26 protein-coding genes are annotated in these 12,406 nt (G+C 56.3%); all 26 read left to right on the forward strand.

Translation table 11 applies throughout. The features are described 5' to 3' along the window. Window positions 1-157: 157 nt before the first annotated feature. The 26 genes from rpsJ (at window position 158) to rpsD (ending at window position 12,393) form a co-directional block, all read left to right on the forward strand. Complete coding sequence (gene rpsJ, locus ACLEJU_RS20535) at window positions 158-469, forward strand: 30S ribosomal protein S10 (protein WP_003186070.1); 312 nt, start codon at window positions 158-160, stop codon at window positions 467-469. 80 nt (window positions 470-549) lie between these two features. Beyond that, window positions 550-1,185, forward strand: coding sequence for a 50S ribosomal protein L3 (gene rplC, locus ACLEJU_RS20540; RefSeq protein ID WP_027917847.1), 636 nt, complete (start codon window positions 550-552; stop codon window positions 1,183-1,185). A 12-nt stretch (window positions 1,186-1,197) separates the two neighbouring features. Next, entirely contained in the window at window positions 1,198-1,800 is a 603-nt protein-coding gene (rplD, locus tag ACLEJU_RS20545; RefSeq protein WP_027917846.1) for a 50S ribosomal protein L4, read from the forward strand. Continuing rightward, entirely contained in the window at window positions 1,797-2,096 is a 300-nt protein-coding gene (gene rplW / locus ACLEJU_RS20550; RefSeq protein WP_003255484.1) for a 50S ribosomal protein L23, read from the forward strand. The genes rplD and rplW overlap by 4 nt, the downstream gene beginning before the upstream one ends. A 14-nt stretch (window positions 2,097-2,110) precedes the next feature. After that, entirely contained in the window at window positions 2,111-2,935 is an 825-nt protein-coding gene (rplB, locus tag ACLEJU_RS20555; RefSeq protein ID WP_003255483.1) for a 50S ribosomal protein L2, read from the forward strand. 16 nt (window positions 2,936-2,951) lie between these two features. Next, on the forward strand, window positions 2,952-3,227 hold the full coding sequence (gene rpsS, locus ACLEJU_RS20560; protein ID WP_003255482.1) for a 30S ribosomal protein S19: 276 nt from the start codon (window positions 2,952-2,954) through the stop codon (window positions 3,225-3,227). A gap of 11 nt (window positions 3,228-3,238) precedes the next feature. Next, complete coding sequence (gene rplV, locus ACLEJU_RS20565) at window positions 3,239-3,571, forward strand: 50S ribosomal protein L22 (RefSeq protein WP_003103908.1); 333 nt, start codon at window positions 3,239-3,241, stop codon at window positions 3,569-3,571. A 13-nt stretch (window positions 3,572-3,584) separates the two neighbouring features. After that, window positions 3,585-4,271, forward strand: coding sequence for a 30S ribosomal protein S3 (gene rpsC, locus ACLEJU_RS20570; RefSeq protein ID WP_003255481.1), 687 nt, complete (start codon window positions 3,585-3,587; stop codon window positions 4,269-4,271). A gap of 12 nt (window positions 4,272-4,283) precedes the next feature. Then, window positions 4,284-4,697 (forward strand): 50S ribosomal protein L16, encoded by a 414-nt coding sequence (gene rplP, locus ACLEJU_RS20575; RefSeq protein WP_003255479.1) that lies wholly within the window; start codon window positions 4,284-4,286, stop codon window positions 4,695-4,697. Continuing rightward, window positions 4,697-4,888, forward strand: a complete 192-nt coding sequence (rpmC, locus tag ACLEJU_RS20580; protein ID WP_002555481.1) for a 50S ribosomal protein L29 — start codon at window positions 4,697-4,699, stop codon at window positions 4,886-4,888. Before rplP ends, rpmC begins: the two co-directional genes overlap by 1 nt. A 2-nt stretch (window positions 4,889-4,890) precedes the next feature. Then, window positions 4,891-5,157 carry a 30S ribosomal protein S17 gene (gene rpsQ, locus ACLEJU_RS20585; protein ID WP_008089812.1) on the forward strand — a complete coding sequence of 89 codons (267 nt, stop codon included), beginning with the start codon at window positions 4,891-4,893 and terminating at the stop codon, window positions 5,155-5,157. Between the two features lie 23 nt (window positions 5,158-5,180). Beyond that, the gene (rplN, locus tag ACLEJU_RS20590) at window positions 5,181-5,549 is read left to right on the forward strand and encodes a 50S ribosomal protein L14 (protein WP_008089810.1); all 369 of its coding nucleotides are present in this window, start codon (window positions 5,181-5,183) and stop codon (window positions 5,547-5,549) included. A gap of 11 nt (window positions 5,550-5,560) precedes the next feature. Continuing rightward, a complete protein-coding gene (gene rplX / locus ACLEJU_RS20595; protein WP_003255476.1) occupies window positions 5,561-5,875 on the forward strand; it encodes a 50S ribosomal protein L24 in 315 nt (104 codons plus the stop codon). A 20-nt stretch (window positions 5,876-5,895) separates the two neighbouring features. Beyond that, a complete protein-coding gene (gene rplE, locus ACLEJU_RS20600) occupies window positions 5,896-6,435 on the forward strand; it encodes a 50S ribosomal protein L5 (protein WP_003255474.1) in 540 nt (179 codons plus the stop codon). A 13-nt stretch (window positions 6,436-6,448) separates the two neighbouring features. Next, the gene (gene rpsN, locus ACLEJU_RS20605) at window positions 6,449-6,754 is read left to right on the forward strand and encodes a 30S ribosomal protein S14 (RefSeq protein ID WP_009681970.1); all 306 of its coding nucleotides are present in this window, start codon (window positions 6,449-6,451) and stop codon (window positions 6,752-6,754) included. Between the two features lie 209 nt (window positions 6,755-6,963). Beyond that, a complete protein-coding gene (rpsH, locus tag ACLEJU_RS20610; protein ID WP_003255471.1) occupies window positions 6,964-7,356 on the forward strand; it encodes a 30S ribosomal protein S8 in 393 nt (130 codons plus the stop codon). Window positions 7,357-7,368: 12 nt separating this feature from the next. Beyond that, a complete protein-coding gene (rplF, locus tag ACLEJU_RS20615) occupies window positions 7,369-7,902 on the forward strand; it encodes a 50S ribosomal protein L6 (RefSeq protein WP_103448762.1) in 534 nt (177 codons plus the stop codon). A gap of 10 nt (window positions 7,903-7,912) precedes the next feature. Continuing rightward, window positions 7,913-8,263, forward strand: coding sequence for a 50S ribosomal protein L18 (gene rplR, locus ACLEJU_RS20620; RefSeq protein WP_003255467.1), 351 nt, complete (start codon window positions 7,913-7,915; stop codon window positions 8,261-8,263). A gap of 3 nt (window positions 8,264-8,266) precedes the next feature. Further along, window positions 8,267-8,767 (forward strand): 30S ribosomal protein S5, encoded by a 501-nt coding sequence (rpsE, locus tag ACLEJU_RS20625; RefSeq protein WP_003255465.1) that lies wholly within the window; start codon window positions 8,267-8,269, stop codon window positions 8,765-8,767. A gap of 2 nt (window positions 8,768-8,769) precedes the next feature. Further along, on the forward strand, window positions 8,770-8,946 hold the full coding sequence (rpmD, locus tag ACLEJU_RS20630) for a 50S ribosomal protein L30 (RefSeq protein ID WP_003255463.1): 177 nt from the start codon (window positions 8,770-8,772) through the stop codon (window positions 8,944-8,946). A 3-nt stretch (window positions 8,947-8,949) separates the two neighbouring features. Next, on the forward strand, window positions 8,950-9,384 hold the full coding sequence (rplO, locus tag ACLEJU_RS20635) for a 50S ribosomal protein L15 (protein WP_023382625.1): 435 nt from the start codon (window positions 8,950-8,952) through the stop codon (window positions 9,382-9,384). Continuing rightward, window positions 9,385-10,716 (forward strand): preprotein translocase subunit SecY, encoded by a 1,332-nt coding sequence (gene secY / locus ACLEJU_RS20640; protein WP_016393394.1) that lies wholly within the window; start codon window positions 9,385-9,387, stop codon window positions 10,714-10,716. It abuts the gene before it with no gap. Between the two features lie 28 nt (window positions 10,717-10,744). Beyond that, on the forward strand, window positions 10,745-10,861 hold the full coding sequence (gene rpmJ / locus ACLEJU_RS20645; protein ID WP_002555468.1) for a 50S ribosomal protein L36: 117 nt from the start codon (window positions 10,745-10,747) through the stop codon (window positions 10,859-10,861). Between the two features lie 131 nt (window positions 10,862-10,992). After that, window positions 10,993-11,349, forward strand: a complete 357-nt coding sequence (gene rpsM / locus ACLEJU_RS20650; RefSeq protein ID WP_003255457.1) for a 30S ribosomal protein S13 — start codon at window positions 10,993-10,995, stop codon at window positions 11,347-11,349. A gap of 18 nt (window positions 11,350-11,367) precedes the next feature. Next, window positions 11,368-11,757, forward strand: a complete 390-nt coding sequence (rpsK, locus tag ACLEJU_RS20655; protein WP_003255454.1) for a 30S ribosomal protein S11 — start codon at window positions 11,368-11,370, stop codon at window positions 11,755-11,757. 15 nt (window positions 11,758-11,772) lie between these two features. Further along, entirely contained in the window at window positions 11,773-12,393 is a 621-nt protein-coding gene (gene rpsD, locus ACLEJU_RS20660; RefSeq protein ID WP_027917844.1) for a 30S ribosomal protein S4, read from the forward strand. Window positions 12,394-12,406 lie beyond the last annotated feature (13 nt).

The raw sequence follows: 12,406 nt of genomic DNA on the forward strand, positions 1-12,406 counted from the left end.
CAAAATCATCGAGTAATCACTCGACCGATTGAAAAAACCCCCGCTCAGCGGGGGTTTTTTTTATTGGGTTGACACTAAATTGGGGCGTCTATAGAATCACGCCTCCTTTTAGCGGGCGTAGTGCGTCCGTTGGGAACAGCCTGGAGTCTGAAATCCAATGCAAAATCAGCAAATCCGTATCAGGTTGAAGGCTTTCGACCATCGCCTGATCGACCAATCCACCCAGGAAATCGTGGAAACCGCGAAACGTACTGGTGCACAAGTGCGTGGTCCAATTCCACTGCCTACCCGCAAAGAGCGTTTCACCGTTCTGGTCTCCCCGCACGTCAACAAAGACGCGCGTGACCAGTACGAGATTCGCACTCATAAGCGTGTTCTGGACATCGTCCAGCCAACGGATAAAACCGTTGACGCGCTGATGAAGCTTGATCTGGCGGCAGGTGTGGAAGTACAGATCAGCCTCGGCTAAGACTTCGGTCTAGTCGTGTAACGCTCTGAAATGGGCGGCCATAGCGGGTGAAAGCCCCGTACACTCATGAGGTTTACAACATGACTATTGGTGTAATCGGTCGCAAGTGCGGTATGACCCGCATTTTCACCGAAGAAGGTGTCTCCATTCCGGTCACGGTCATTGAGATCGAGCCGAATCGTGTCACCCAGTTCAAAACTGAAGAAACCGATGGCTACCGTGCAGTGCAAGTCACTGTCGGCGAGCGTCGTGCTTCGCGTGTGACTGCCGCTCAGGCAGGTCACTTCGCCAAGGCCAACGTTGCCGCTGGTCGCGGTGTCTGGGAGTTCCGTCTTGAAGAAGGCGAGTTCCAGGCTGGCGACTCGATCAAAGCTGAACTCTTCACTGCAGGCCAGCTGGTTGACGTTACTGGTCAGTCCAAAGGTAAAGGCTTCGCCGGTACCATCAAGCGCTGGAACTTCCGTGGCCAGGACAACACCCACGGTAACTCCGTGTCGCACCGTGTCCCAGGTTCCATCGGCCAGTGCCAGACTCCTGGTCGTGTGTTCAAGGGCAAGAAAATGTCCGGTCACATGGGCGCCGAGCGCGTGACTGTTCAGTCCCTGGAAGTAGTTCGCGTAGACGCTGAGCGCAACCTGCTGCTCGTCAAGGGTGCCGTTCCTGGCGCTACTGGCGGCGACGTGGTTGTACGTCCAGCTGTCAAGGCTCGCGGTTAAGGGGATACTGACATGCAACTTAATGTAAATGACGCTCAGGCGATCGAAGTTTCCGAACTGGCTTTCGGTGGCGAATTCAACGAGACGCTGGTACACCAAGCAGTCGTGGCCTACATGGCCGGCGGCCGTCAGGGCACCAAGCAGCAGAAGACCCGTTCCGACGTGGCTGGTGGCGGTAAGCGCCCATGGCGTCAGAAGGGTACTGGCCGTGCTCGTGCTGGTACCACCCGTGGTCCGATCTGGCGTGGCGGTGGTGTAACCTTCGCAGCTCGTCCTCAAGATCACTCGCAGAAGCTCAACAAGAAGATGTACCGCGCAGCCCTGCGCTCCATCCTCGCTGAGCTGGTGCGTAGCGACCGTCTGGTCGTGGTTCAGGACTTCGCTGTTGAAGCACCGAAAACCAAAGATCTGCTGAACAAGCTGAACGGCATGGGTCTGAACGACGTACTGATCGTTTCCGACGCTGTTGATCAGAACCTGTACCTGGCTGCTCGCAACCTGCCGCACGTCGACGTACGTGACGTTCAAGGTTCCGACCCGGTCAGTCTGATCGCATACGAGAAGGTGTTGATCACCGTCTCGGCCGTGAAGAAATTCGAGGAGCTGCTGGGATGAACCAGGAACGCGTATTCAAAGTCCTCCTTGGCCCGCACGTTTCCGAGAAGGCTACCGTTCTGGCTGAGAAAAAAGGCCAGTTCGTATTCAAGGTTGCTACCGATGCAACCAAGCTGGAAATCAAGAAAGCTGTCGAAGGCCTGTTCAACGTAAAAGTTGAAAACGTGTCGACTGTTAACGTTCTGGGTAAAACCAAGCGTACCGCACGTGGTCTGGGCAAGCGTAATGACTGGAAGAAGGCGATCGTCTCCCTTCAGCCAGGCCAAGATCTCGATTTCAGCAGCAGTGCTGAGTAAGGAAGGGGTGCATCATGGCAATCGTTAAATGCAAACCGACTTCCCCTGGCCGCCGTTTCGTGGTCAAGGTGGTCAACAAGGAGCTGCACAAAGGCGCTCCTCACGCACCGCTGATCGAGAAAAAATCGAAGTCTGGTGGTCGTAACAACAATGGCCGCATTACCACTCGTCACGTTGGTGGTGGTCACAAGCAGCATTACCGTCTGGTCGACTTCCGTCGCAACGACAAAGATGGCATCCCAGCCACTGTCGAGCGTATCGAATACGATCCAAACCGTACTGCTCACATCGCCCTGCTGTGCTACGCAGACGGTGAGCGTCGCTACATCATCGCCCCTAAAGGCGTGAGCGCTGGCGACCAGCTGATCGCAGGTGCCCTGGCCCCAATCAAGGCCGGTAACTCCCTGCAGCTGCGCAACATCCCAGTAGGTAGCACCATTCACGGCATCGAACTGAAGCCGGGTAAAGGTGCTCAGATCGCACGTTCCGCTGGTGCTTCGGCTCAGCTGATCGCCCGCGAAGGTGTCTACGTGACCCTGCGTCTGCGCTCTGGTGAAATGCGTAAAGTCCTGGCTGAGTGCCGTGCGACCCTGGGCGAAGTCTCGAACTCCGAGCACAGCCTGCGTTCGCTGGGTAAAGCTGGTGCCAAACGCTGGCGCGGCGTTCGCCCAACCGTTCGTGGTGTTGCCATGAACCCGGTTGACCACCCACATGGTGGTGGTGAAGGTCGTACCTCCGGTGGTCGTCATCCGGTATCGCCATGGGGCTTCCCAACCAAGGGTGCGAAGACCCGCGGTAATAAGCGTACCGACAACATGATTGTCCGTCGTCGCAAGTAACTAGAGGGATACGACAGTGCCACGTTCTCTGAAAAAAGGTCCTTTTATCGATCTTCACCTGTTGAAGAAGGTCGAAGTGGCGGTGGAGAAGAACGATCGCAAACCAGTTAAAACCTGGTCGCGTCGCTCGATGATCCTGCCACAAATGGTCGGTCTGACCATCGCGGTTCACAACGGTCGCCAGCATGTCCCAGTTCTCGTGAACGAAGACATGGTCGGCCACAAACTGGGCGAGTTCGCCGGTACCCGCACCTATCGCGGGCACGTGGCTGACAAGAAAGCCAAGCGTTAAGGGGTAAGGAAATGGAAGTAGCCGCTAAGTTGTCGGGCGCTCGCATCTCCGCCCAGAAAGCCCGCTTGGTCGCCGACCAGATCCGCGGGAAGAAGGTGGGCGAAGCGCTCAACCTGTTGGCCTTCAGCAGCAAAAAAGCCGCTGAAATCATGAAGAAAGTCCTCGAGTCGGCCGTAGCCAACGCCGAACACAACGAAGGCGCAGACGTTGATGACCTGAAGGTCTCCACCGTCTTCGTCAACGAAGGGCGTTCGCTGAAGCGCATCATGCCACGTGCCAAAGGCCGTGCTGATCGCATCGTCAAGCGGTCTTGCCATATCACTGTCAAGGTTGCGGACAAGTAACGGAGTCGATCAGATGGGTCAGAAAGTACATCCCACTGGCATTCGCCTGGGAATCGTCAAGGAGCACACCTCCGTCTGGTACGCAGACGGTGCTACTTACGCAGATTACCTGTTGAAGGATCTGAAAACGCGTGAGTACCTCCAAGACAAACTAAAAAGCGCGTCCGTAAGCCGTATCGATATTCATCGTCCGGCTCAAACTGCACGCATCACCATCCACACCGCTCGTCCAGGTATCGTTATCGGGAAGAAAGGTGAGGATGTCGAGAAGCTGCGTCAGGACCTGACCAAGCAGATGGGTGTGCCGGTGCACATCAACATCGAAGAGATCCGCAAGCCGGAACTCGACGCTATGCTGGTTGCGCAGAGCGTAGCTCAGCAGCTGGAACGCCGCGTAATGTTCCGTCGCGCCATGAAGCGCGCCGTACAGAACGCCATGCGTATTGGTGCCAAGGGCATCAAGATCCAGGTGAGCGGTCGTCTCGGCGGTGCTGAGATTGCTCGTACCGAGTGGTATCGCGAAGGTCGTGTGCCTCTGCACACCCTGCGTGCCGATATCGACTACAACACCTACGAAGCTCACACCACTTACGGTGTGATCGGTGTGAAGGTTTGGATCTTCAAAGGCGAAGTTATTGGTGGTCGCCAAGAAGAACTGAAACCACAAGCACCAGCGCCTCGTAAAAAAGCTGCTAAGTAAGGGGTACGCCAAATGTTGCAACCAAAGCGTACAAAATTCCGCAAGCAGATGACTGGCCACAACCGTGGTCTGGCACTGCGCGGTAGCAAAGTCAGCTTCGGCGAATTCGCCCTGAAAGCTGTTGCTCGCGGTCGCCTCACCGCTCGCCAGATCGAGTCCGCACGTCGTGCGCTGACCCGTCACGTTAAGCGTGGCGGTAAGATCTGGATCCGTGTGTTCCCGGACAAGCCGATCTCCAAGAAGCCTCTCGAGGTTCGTATGGGTAAAGGTAAGGGCTCCGTGGAATACTGGGTTGCCCAGATCCAGCCAGGCAAAGTCCTGTACGAGATCGAGGGTGTTTCTGAAGAGCTGGCGCGCGAAGCTTTCGCCCTGGCTGCTGCAAAGCTGCCTCTCGCCACCTCCTTTGTTAAGCGGACGGTGATGTGATGAAAGCGAATGAACTTCGTGAAAAATCTGCACAGCAACTGAATGAGCAACTGCTCGGCTTGCTGCGCGACCAGTTCAATCTGCGTATGCAGAAAGCAACTGGCCAGTTGGGGCAGTCGCACCTGCTCTCGCAAGTTAAGCGTGACATCGCTCGCGTGAAAACTGTGCTTAACCAGCAGGCAGGTAAGTGATCATGGCTGAAGCTGAAAAAACCGTCCGTACGCTGACTGGCCGTGTCGTCAGCGACAAAATGGACAAGACCATCACCGTCCTGATCGAGCGTCGCGTAAAGCACCCGATCTACGGTAAATACGTTAAGCGTTCGACTAAGCTGCACGCGCACGACGAATCCAACCAGTGCAAAATCGGCGACAAGGTTTCCATCCGTGAAACCCGTCCGCTGGCCAAGACCAAGTCCTGGGCACTGGTTGAAGTCCTCGAACGCGCTGTTGAAGTCTAAGGGCTAGGGGTCGGAGAAATTTTATGATTCAGACTCAATCCATGCTCGATGTGGCCGATAACAGCGGCGCTCGTCGCGTCATGTGCATCAAGGTGCTCGGCGGCTCGCACCGCCGTTACGCCGGCATCGGTGACATCATCAAAGTAACCGTCAAGGAAGCAATTCCGCGCGGTAAGGTCAAAAAAGGCCAGGTGATGACTGCTGTTGTCGTCCGTACCCGTCACGGTGTACGTCGCGCTGACGGTTCCATCATTCGTTTCGACGGCAACGCTGCTGTTCTGCTGAACACCAAGCAAGAGCCGATCGGCACTCGCATCTTCGGGCCAGTGACCCGTGAACTTCGTACTGAGAAGTTCATGAAGATCGTCTCGCTCGCCCCTGAAGTGCTGTAAGGAGATCCGACATGCAAAAGATTCGTCGTGACGACGAGATCATCGTGATCGCCGGCAAAGACAAAGGTAAGCGCGGTAAGGTGCTGAAGGTTCTGGCTGATGACCGTCTGGTCATCGGTGGCGTGAACCTGGTTAAGCGTCATACCAAGCCTAACCCGATGGCGGGCGTTCAGGGCGGTATCGTCGAAAAAGAAGCGCCTCTGCACGCTTCCAACGTTGCCATCTTCAATGGCGAAACCAACAAGGCTGACCGCGTTGGTTTCAAAGTAGAAGACGGTAAGAAAATTCGTGTCTTCAAGTCGACCCAAAAAGCGGTTGATGCTTGAACACTGCTAGGTAGAAGACCATGGCACGACTGAAAGAGATTTACCGGAACGAAATCGCTCCTAAGCTTAAGGAAGAACTTAAGCTGTCGAACGTGATGGAAGTTCCGCGCGTTACCAAGATCACCCTGAACATGGGTCTGGGCGAAGCGATCGGCGACAAGAAAGTCATCGAGCACGCTGTAGCCGACCTGGAAAAGATCACCGGTCAAAAGCCGGTCGTGACTTTCGCTCGTAAATCCATCGCGGGCTTCAAAGTCCGTGAGGGATGGCCGATCGGCGTCAAGGTGACCCTGCGTAGCGACAAGATGTACGAGTTCCTGGACCGCCTGCTGGCGATCTCCCTGCCTCGGGTTCGCGACTTCCGCGGCCTGAATGCCAAGTCCTTCGATGGCCGTGGCAACTACAGCATGGGCGTGAAAGAGCAGATCATCTTCCCGGAAATCGATTACGACAAGATCGATGCTCTGCGCGGTTTGGACATCACCCTGACCACCACTGCTCGTTCGGATGACGAAGGCCGCGCTCTGCTGCGTGCATTCAAATTCCCGTTCCGCAACTGATTGGAGTAGGAAAATGGCCAAGAAGAGCATGAAAAACCGCGAGCTGAAGCGTCAGCTCACGGTAGCCAAGTTCGCTAAGAAGCGTGCTGAGCTGAAAGCGACCATCGTCAACGTAAACGCCTCTCCAGAAGAGCGTTTCGCTGCCGTAGTCGCTCTGCAGAAGCAGCCACGCGACGCTAGCGCTTCGCGCCTGCGCAACCGTTGCCGCCTGACCGGTCGTCCTCACGGTGTATACCGTAAGTTCGGCCTGGGCCGTAACATGCTGCGTCAAGCTGCAATGCGCGGTGACGTACCAGGCCTGGTCAAAGCCTCCTGGTAATCGCTGCAGGTGTGATCCCGGTGGAAGGGGAGTGATCTTCCGACCACCGGTGACCTCGCCAACAAACAAGCCCCTTCATGGGGCTTGTTTCGTTTCTGCCTTGTGTCTAGAATGACCGGCTCACCCGAGCCTGGGTTTTTTACCCTGCCCGCTTGGGTGGTTGTGATAGCCGCAAGGCTAATATTTCTTGTATCAGGAGCATCTAGCCCATGAGTATGCAGGACCCGTTAGCGGACATGCTAACTCGCATCCGTAATGCCCAGATGGCTGAAAAGTCCGTCGTAAGCATGCCTTCCTCCACCCTGAAGGTCGCGGTTGCCAAAGTTCTGAAAGACGAAGGTTACATTGCTGGTTACCAGGTAACTGGTGAGGCCAAGCCTTCCCTTTCGATCGAACTGAAGTACTTCGAAGGCCGTCCGGTCATCGAGGAACTGAAGCGTTCCAGCCGTCCTGGCCTGCGCCAGTACAAGGCCGTCACCGACCTGCCGAAAGTTCGTGGCGGTCTGGGCGTGTCTATTGTCTCCACCAACAAAGGTGTGATGACTGACCGCGCTGCGCGCGCTGCCGGTGTCGGCGGCGAAGTTCTGTGCACAGTGTTCTAAGGGGAGATAGGCATGTCTCGCGTCGCTAAGAACCCCGTTAAGCTGCCATCCGGTGTCGAAGTCAAATTCGCCGGTCAGCAGCTTTCGGTGAAGGGTGCCAAAGGCACTCTCGAACTGAACGTTCACTCGTCTGTTGAAGTTACCGAAGAGTCTGGCGAGCTGCGTTTCGTCGCTCGCAACGGTGACCAGCAAGCTCGCGCCATGGCCGGTACTACCCGTGCCCTGGTGAACAACATGGTCCAAGGCGTAAGCCAAGGCTTCGAGCGCAAGCTCCAGCTGGTCGGTGTTGGTTACAAGGCGCAGGCCAAAGGCGAAATCCTGAACCTGGCCCTGGGCTTCTCTCACCCAGTGGACTACGAACTGCCAGCCGGCATCACCGCTGAAACGCCTAGCCAGACCGACATCCTGATCAAGGGTATCGACAAGCAGCTGGTAGGTCAGGTGGCCGCTGAAATCCGCGGGTTCCGTCCGCCAGAGCCTTACAAGGGCAAGGGTGTACGTTACGCGGACGAAGCAGTCCGTCGTAAAGAAGCCAAGAAGAAGTAGGGCCTAGCAAATGACCGACAAAAAAGTTATTCGACTGCGTCGCGCTCGCAAAGCACGCCTCAAGATGCACGAACTCGAAGTCGTGCGCCTGTGCGTGTTCCGCTCCTCGCAGCACATCTACGCCCAGGTCATTTCGGCCGACGGCAGCAAGGTTCTGGCAAGCGCCTCGACCTTGGACAAAGACCTGCGTGATGGCGCCACTGGCAACATCGACGCGGCCACTAAGGTTGGCAAGCTGGTAGCTGAGCGTGCGAAAGCCGCCGGTGTATCTCAAGTTGCCTTTGACCGTTCCGGCTTCAAGTACCACGGCCGCGTCAAAGCGCTGGCTGATGCTGCTCGTGAAGGCGGGCTGGAGTTCTAAGTTATGGCAAATAACGATCAAAAGCGCGACGAAGGCTACATCGAGAAGCTGGTTCAAGTTAACCGCGTAGCTAAAACCGTTAAAGGCGGCCGTATCTTCACCTTCACCGCGCTGACCGTGGTTGGTGATGGCAAGGGTCGCGTTGGTTTCGGCCGTGGCAAGTCGCGCGAAGTACCTGCTGCGATCCAGAAAGCCATGGAAGCTGCTCGTCGCAACATGATCCAGGTTGACCTGAAGGGCACCACCCTGCAGTACGCCACCAAGGCTGCCCACGGCGCCTCGAAGGTTTACATGCAGCCTGCCTCGGAAGGTACCGGTATCATCGCCGGCGGCGCCATGCGTGCCGTCCTGGAAGTTGCTGGTGTTCAGAACGTCCTGGCCAAGTGCTACGGTTCGACCAACCCAGTGAACGTGGTTTACGCCACCTTCAAGGGTCTGAAAGCCATGCAATCTCCTGAGTCCATTGCTGCCAAGCGCGGCAAGAGCGTTGAGGAGATCTTCTAATCATGGCAACCGTAAAAGTAACGCTGATCAAGAGCGTCTCGGGCCGCCTGCCTAACCACAAACTGTGCGTTAAAGGCCTGGGTCTGCGTCGCATCGGTCACACTGTAGAAGTCCAGGATACTCCCGAGAACCGCGGGATGATCAACAAGGCTTACTACATGCTGAAGGTCGAGGGTTAATCGATGAAACTCAATGATCTGAGTCCAGCGCCGGGTTCCCGTCGCGAGAAGCATCGTCCAGGTCGTGGTATCGGTAGCGGTCTGGGTAAGACCGGCGGCCGTGGCCACAAAGGTCAGACCTCCCGTTCCGGTGGTTCGATCGCTCCTGGCTTCGAAGGCGGTCAACAGCCGCTGCACCGTCGTCTGCCGAAGTTCGGCTTCGTTTCCCTGAAAGCCATGGACCGCGCTGAAGTGCGTCTGTCCGAGCTGGCCAAAGTGGAAGGCGACGTGGTTTCCGTACAGTCCCTGAAGGACGCCAACGTGATTGGCCAGAACGTACAGCGTGTGAAAATCATGCTGTCTGGCGAAGTCACTCGCGCAGTCACCATCAAGGGCATCGCAGCCACCAAGGGTGCGCGTGCGGCTATCGAAGCAGCTGGCGGCAAGTTCGAGGAATAAATGGCTAAGCAAGGTGCTCTCTCTTCGCTCGGTAAGGGCGGGATGTCGGAACTCTGGGCTCGTCTGCGCTTTCTGTTCATGGCGATCATCGTCTATCGGATAGGTGCGCATATCCCGGTTCCTGGCATCAATCCAGACCGTCTGGCGGATCTGTTTCGGCAGAATGAGGGGACCATTCTTAGCTTGTTCAACATGTTTTCCGGTGGCGCGCTTGAGCGCATGAGCATCTTTGCACTGGGGATCATGCCGTACATCTCGGCATCGATCATCATGCAGCTGATGACGGCGGTCAGCCCGCAACTGGAGCAGTTGAAGAAGGAAGGTGAAGCTGGCCGTCGCAAGATCAGCCAGTACACCCGCTACGGCACCGTTATCCTGGCACTGGTTCAAGCCATTGGCATGTCCATTGGCCTGGCCAACCAGGGCGTGGCGTTTTCTGTAGGTCTCGGCTTCTATGTCGTTGCAGTCTCCACCTTTGTGGCGGGCGCGATGTTCATGATGTGGCTGGGCGAGCAGATCACCGAGCGCGGTGTGGGCAACGGTATCTCGATGTTGATCTTCGCAGGTATCGTTGCCGGTCTTCCGAGAGCAATCGGGCAGTCTTTCGAGTCTGCACGCACAGGCGATATCAACATTTTCGCCCTGGTCGCAATCGGTTTGCTTGCAGTAGCGATCATCGGTTTCGTGGTGTTCATTGAGCGTGGTCAGCGTCGTATCGCCGTTCACTACGCCAAGCGTCAGCAGGGCCGCAAGGTCTTCGCTGCGCAGACCAGCCACTTGCCGCTGAAGGTGAACATGGCGGGGGTTATCCCGGCCATTTTCGCGAGCAGCATTTTGCTGTTCCCGGCTTCGCTGGGTGCCTGGTTCGGTCAGTCCGAAGGTATGGGCTGGCTGCAGGACATCTCGCAGTCGATCGCTCCTGGTCAGCCGTTGAACATTCTGCTGTTTAGTGCAGGGATCATTTTCTTCTGCTTCTTCTACACAGCGTTGATGTTCAACCCGAAAGACGTAGCGGAAAACCTGAAGAAGTCCGGTGCCTTTATTCCGGGTATCCGTCCTGGTGAGCAGTCCGCGCGCTACATTGATGGCGTTCTGACTCGTTTGACCATGTTCGGTGCTCTTTACATGATGGCCGTCTGCCTTCTGCCCCAGTTCCTGGTGGTGGCAGCAAATGTGCCGTTCTACCTTGGCGGGACCTCGTTGCTGATTGTGGTAGTGGTTGTGATGGACTTCATGTCCCAAGTACAATCGCACCTCGTTTCGCACCAGTACGAATCCCTGATGAAGAAAGCCAACCTGAAAGGCTACGGCGGCAGCGGTCTGCTGCGCTGATACGCCCCTAAGGTTCGAGGAGTCGGTAATGAAAGTTCGTGCATCGGTGAAAAAGCTGTGCCGTAACTGCAAGATCATCCGTCGCGAAGGCGTCGTACGAGTGATCTGCAGCGCGGAACCGCGTCACAAACAGCGCCAAGGCTGAGTGTGATCTGCGCTTCAAACCCAGCAGCTAGTGTGCTGCTGGGTTGATTATTCGTTTCTACAGCGATATTATCTCGCGCCCTATTTCTTGGCTTCCGGGGCGTAGGTAGCTGTCAATTGGAGTCCCACTGAATGGCCCGTATTGCAGGCGTCAACATTCCAGATAACAAGCATACTGTTATCTCGCTGACCTACATCTATGGTGTCGGTCGCACAACTGCACAGAAGATCTGTGCAGACGCTGGTGTCAACCCAGCCGCAAAGATCAAGGATCTGAGCGACGAGCAAATCGAAACCCTGCGTGGCGAAGTCGCGAAGTTCACCACCGAAGGTGACCTGCGTCGTGACATCAACATGAAGATCAAACGCTTGATGGACCTGGGTTGCTACCGCGGCCTGCGTCATCGTAAAGGTCTGCCGGTTCGCGGTCAGCGCACCAAGACCAACGCACGCACCCGTAAGGGCCCGCGTAAGCCGATCCGCAAGTAATCGCCCAGGAATATAGACATGGCAAAACCTGCTGCTCGTCCTCGTAAGAAAGTCAAAAAGACAGTGGTTGATGGCATCGCCCACATCCACGCTTCTTTCAACAACACCATCGTGACCATCACCGACCGTCAGGGCAACGCACTGTCCTGGGCTACTTCCGGTGGTTCGGGTTTCCGTGGTTCGCGCAAATCCACCCCGTTCGCAGCCCAGATTGCTGCTGAGCGTGCTGGTCAAGCTGCGCTGGAATATGGTCTGAAGAACCTCGACGTCAACGTCAAGGGTCCAGGTCCAGGTCGTGAATCCGCCGTTCGTGCACTGAACAGCTGCGGCTACAAGATCGCCAGCATCACCGACGTGACGCCAATCCCGCATAACGGGTGCCGTCCGCCGAAGAAGCGTCGCGTGTAATCAGGAGACAGAAGAATGGCACGTTACATTGGTCCAAAATGCAAACTGTCTCGTCGTGAAGGCACCGACCTGTTCCTGAAGAGCGGCGTTCGCGCTCTGGAATCGAAGTGCAACATCGAAGCAGCCCCAGGTATCCACGGCCAGCGCCGTGGCCGTCAGTCCGACTACGGTACCCAGCTGCGCGAGAAACAAAAAGTCCGTCGTATCTACGGTGTTCTGGAGCGTCAGTTCCGCGGTTACTACCAAGCTGCTGCCTCGAAAAAAGGCGCAACCGGTGAGAACCTGCTGCAACTGCTCGAGTGCCGTCTGGATAACGTCGTTTACCGTATGGGCTTCGGTTCGACTCGTTCCGAGTCCCGTCAGCTGGTTTCGCACAAAGCGATCAGCGTCAACGGTAAGACTGTAAACATTCCATCCTACCAAGTTCGTCCGGGTGACGTGGTCGCGGTTCGCGAGAAGTCGCTGAACCAGCTGCGCATTGTTCAAGCCCTTGAACTGTGCGCCCAGCGTGGCCGCGTTGAGTGGGTAGACGTAGATTCCGCTAAGAAGTCGGGCGTTTTCAAGAACGTTCCAGCTCGTGGCGATCTGTCTGCCGACATCAACGAAAACCTGATTGTCGAGCTCTACTCCAAGTAAGGGCTAGAAAATA

This window comes from Pseudomonas sp. SMN11 (assembly GCF_052041945.1).
GTDB lineage: Bacteria > Pseudomonadota > Gammaproteobacteria > Pseudomonadales > Pseudomonadaceae > Aquipseudomonas.

What these genes read in the sequence shown, in the direction of transcription:
- rpsJ (WP_003186070.1), top strand. Translation starts at nt 158, where the DNA reads ATGCAAAATCAGCAAATCCGTATCAGGTTGAAGGCTTTCGACCATCGC.
- rplC (WP_027917847.1), top strand. Translation starts at nt 550, where the DNA reads ATGACTATTGGTGTAATCGGTCGCAAGTGCGGTATGACCCGCATTTTC.
- rplD (WP_027917846.1), top strand. Translation starts at nt 1,198, where the DNA reads ATGCAACTTAATGTAAATGACGCTCAGGCGATCGAAGTTTCCGAACTG.
- rplW (WP_003255484.1), top strand. Translation starts at nt 1,797, where the DNA reads ATGAACCAGGAACGCGTATTCAAAGTCCTCCTTGGCCCGCACGTTTCC.
- rplB (WP_003255483.1), top strand. Translation starts at nt 2,111, where the DNA reads ATGGCAATCGTTAAATGCAAACCGACTTCCCCTGGCCGCCGTTTCGTG.
- rplV (WP_003103908.1), top strand. Translation starts at nt 3,239, where the DNA reads ATGGAAGTAGCCGCTAAGTTGTCGGGCGCTCGCATCTCCGCCCAGAAA.
- rpsC (WP_003255481.1), top strand. Translation starts at nt 3,585, where the DNA reads ATGGGTCAGAAAGTACATCCCACTGGCATTCGCCTGGGAATCGTCAAG.
- rplP (WP_003255479.1), top strand. Translation starts at nt 4,284, where the DNA reads ATGTTGCAACCAAAGCGTACAAAATTCCGCAAGCAGATGACTGGCCAC.
- rpmC (WP_002555481.1), top strand. Translation starts at nt 4,697, where the DNA reads ATGAAAGCGAATGAACTTCGTGAAAAATCTGCACAGCAACTGAATGAG.
- rpsQ (WP_008089812.1), top strand. Translation starts at nt 4,891, where the DNA reads ATGGCTGAAGCTGAAAAAACCGTCCGTACGCTGACTGGCCGTGTCGTC.
- rplN (WP_008089810.1), top strand. Translation starts at nt 5,181, where the DNA reads ATGATTCAGACTCAATCCATGCTCGATGTGGCCGATAACAGCGGCGCT.
- rplX (WP_003255476.1), top strand. Translation starts at nt 5,561, where the DNA reads ATGCAAAAGATTCGTCGTGACGACGAGATCATCGTGATCGCCGGCAAA.
- rplE (WP_003255474.1), top strand. Translation starts at nt 5,896, where the DNA reads ATGGCACGACTGAAAGAGATTTACCGGAACGAAATCGCTCCTAAGCTT.
- rpsN (WP_009681970.1), top strand. Translation starts at nt 6,449, where the DNA reads ATGGCCAAGAAGAGCATGAAAAACCGCGAGCTGAAGCGTCAGCTCACG.
- rpsH (WP_003255471.1), top strand. Translation starts at nt 6,964, where the DNA reads ATGAGTATGCAGGACCCGTTAGCGGACATGCTAACTCGCATCCGTAAT.
- rplF (WP_103448762.1), top strand. Translation starts at nt 7,369, where the DNA reads ATGTCTCGCGTCGCTAAGAACCCCGTTAAGCTGCCATCCGGTGTCGAA.
- rplR (WP_003255467.1), top strand. Translation starts at nt 7,913, where the DNA reads ATGACCGACAAAAAAGTTATTCGACTGCGTCGCGCTCGCAAAGCACGC.
- rpsE (WP_003255465.1), top strand. Translation starts at nt 8,267, where the DNA reads ATGGCAAATAACGATCAAAAGCGCGACGAAGGCTACATCGAGAAGCTG.
- rpmD (WP_003255463.1), top strand. Translation starts at nt 8,770, where the DNA reads ATGGCAACCGTAAAAGTAACGCTGATCAAGAGCGTCTCGGGCCGCCTG.
- rplO (WP_023382625.1), top strand. Translation starts at nt 8,950, where the DNA reads ATGAAACTCAATGATCTGAGTCCAGCGCCGGGTTCCCGTCGCGAGAAG.
- secY (WP_016393394.1), top strand. Translation starts at nt 9,385, where the DNA reads ATGGCTAAGCAAGGTGCTCTCTCTTCGCTCGGTAAGGGCGGGATGTCG.
- rpmJ (WP_002555468.1), top strand. Translation starts at nt 10,745, where the DNA reads ATGAAAGTTCGTGCATCGGTGAAAAAGCTGTGCCGTAACTGCAAGATC.
- rpsM (WP_003255457.1), top strand. Translation starts at nt 10,993, where the DNA reads ATGGCCCGTATTGCAGGCGTCAACATTCCAGATAACAAGCATACTGTT.
- rpsK (WP_003255454.1), top strand. Translation starts at nt 11,368, where the DNA reads ATGGCAAAACCTGCTGCTCGTCCTCGTAAGAAAGTCAAAAAGACAGTG.
- rpsD (WP_027917844.1), top strand. Translation starts at nt 11,773, where the DNA reads ATGGCACGTTACATTGGTCCAAAATGCAAACTGTCTCGTCGTGAAGGC.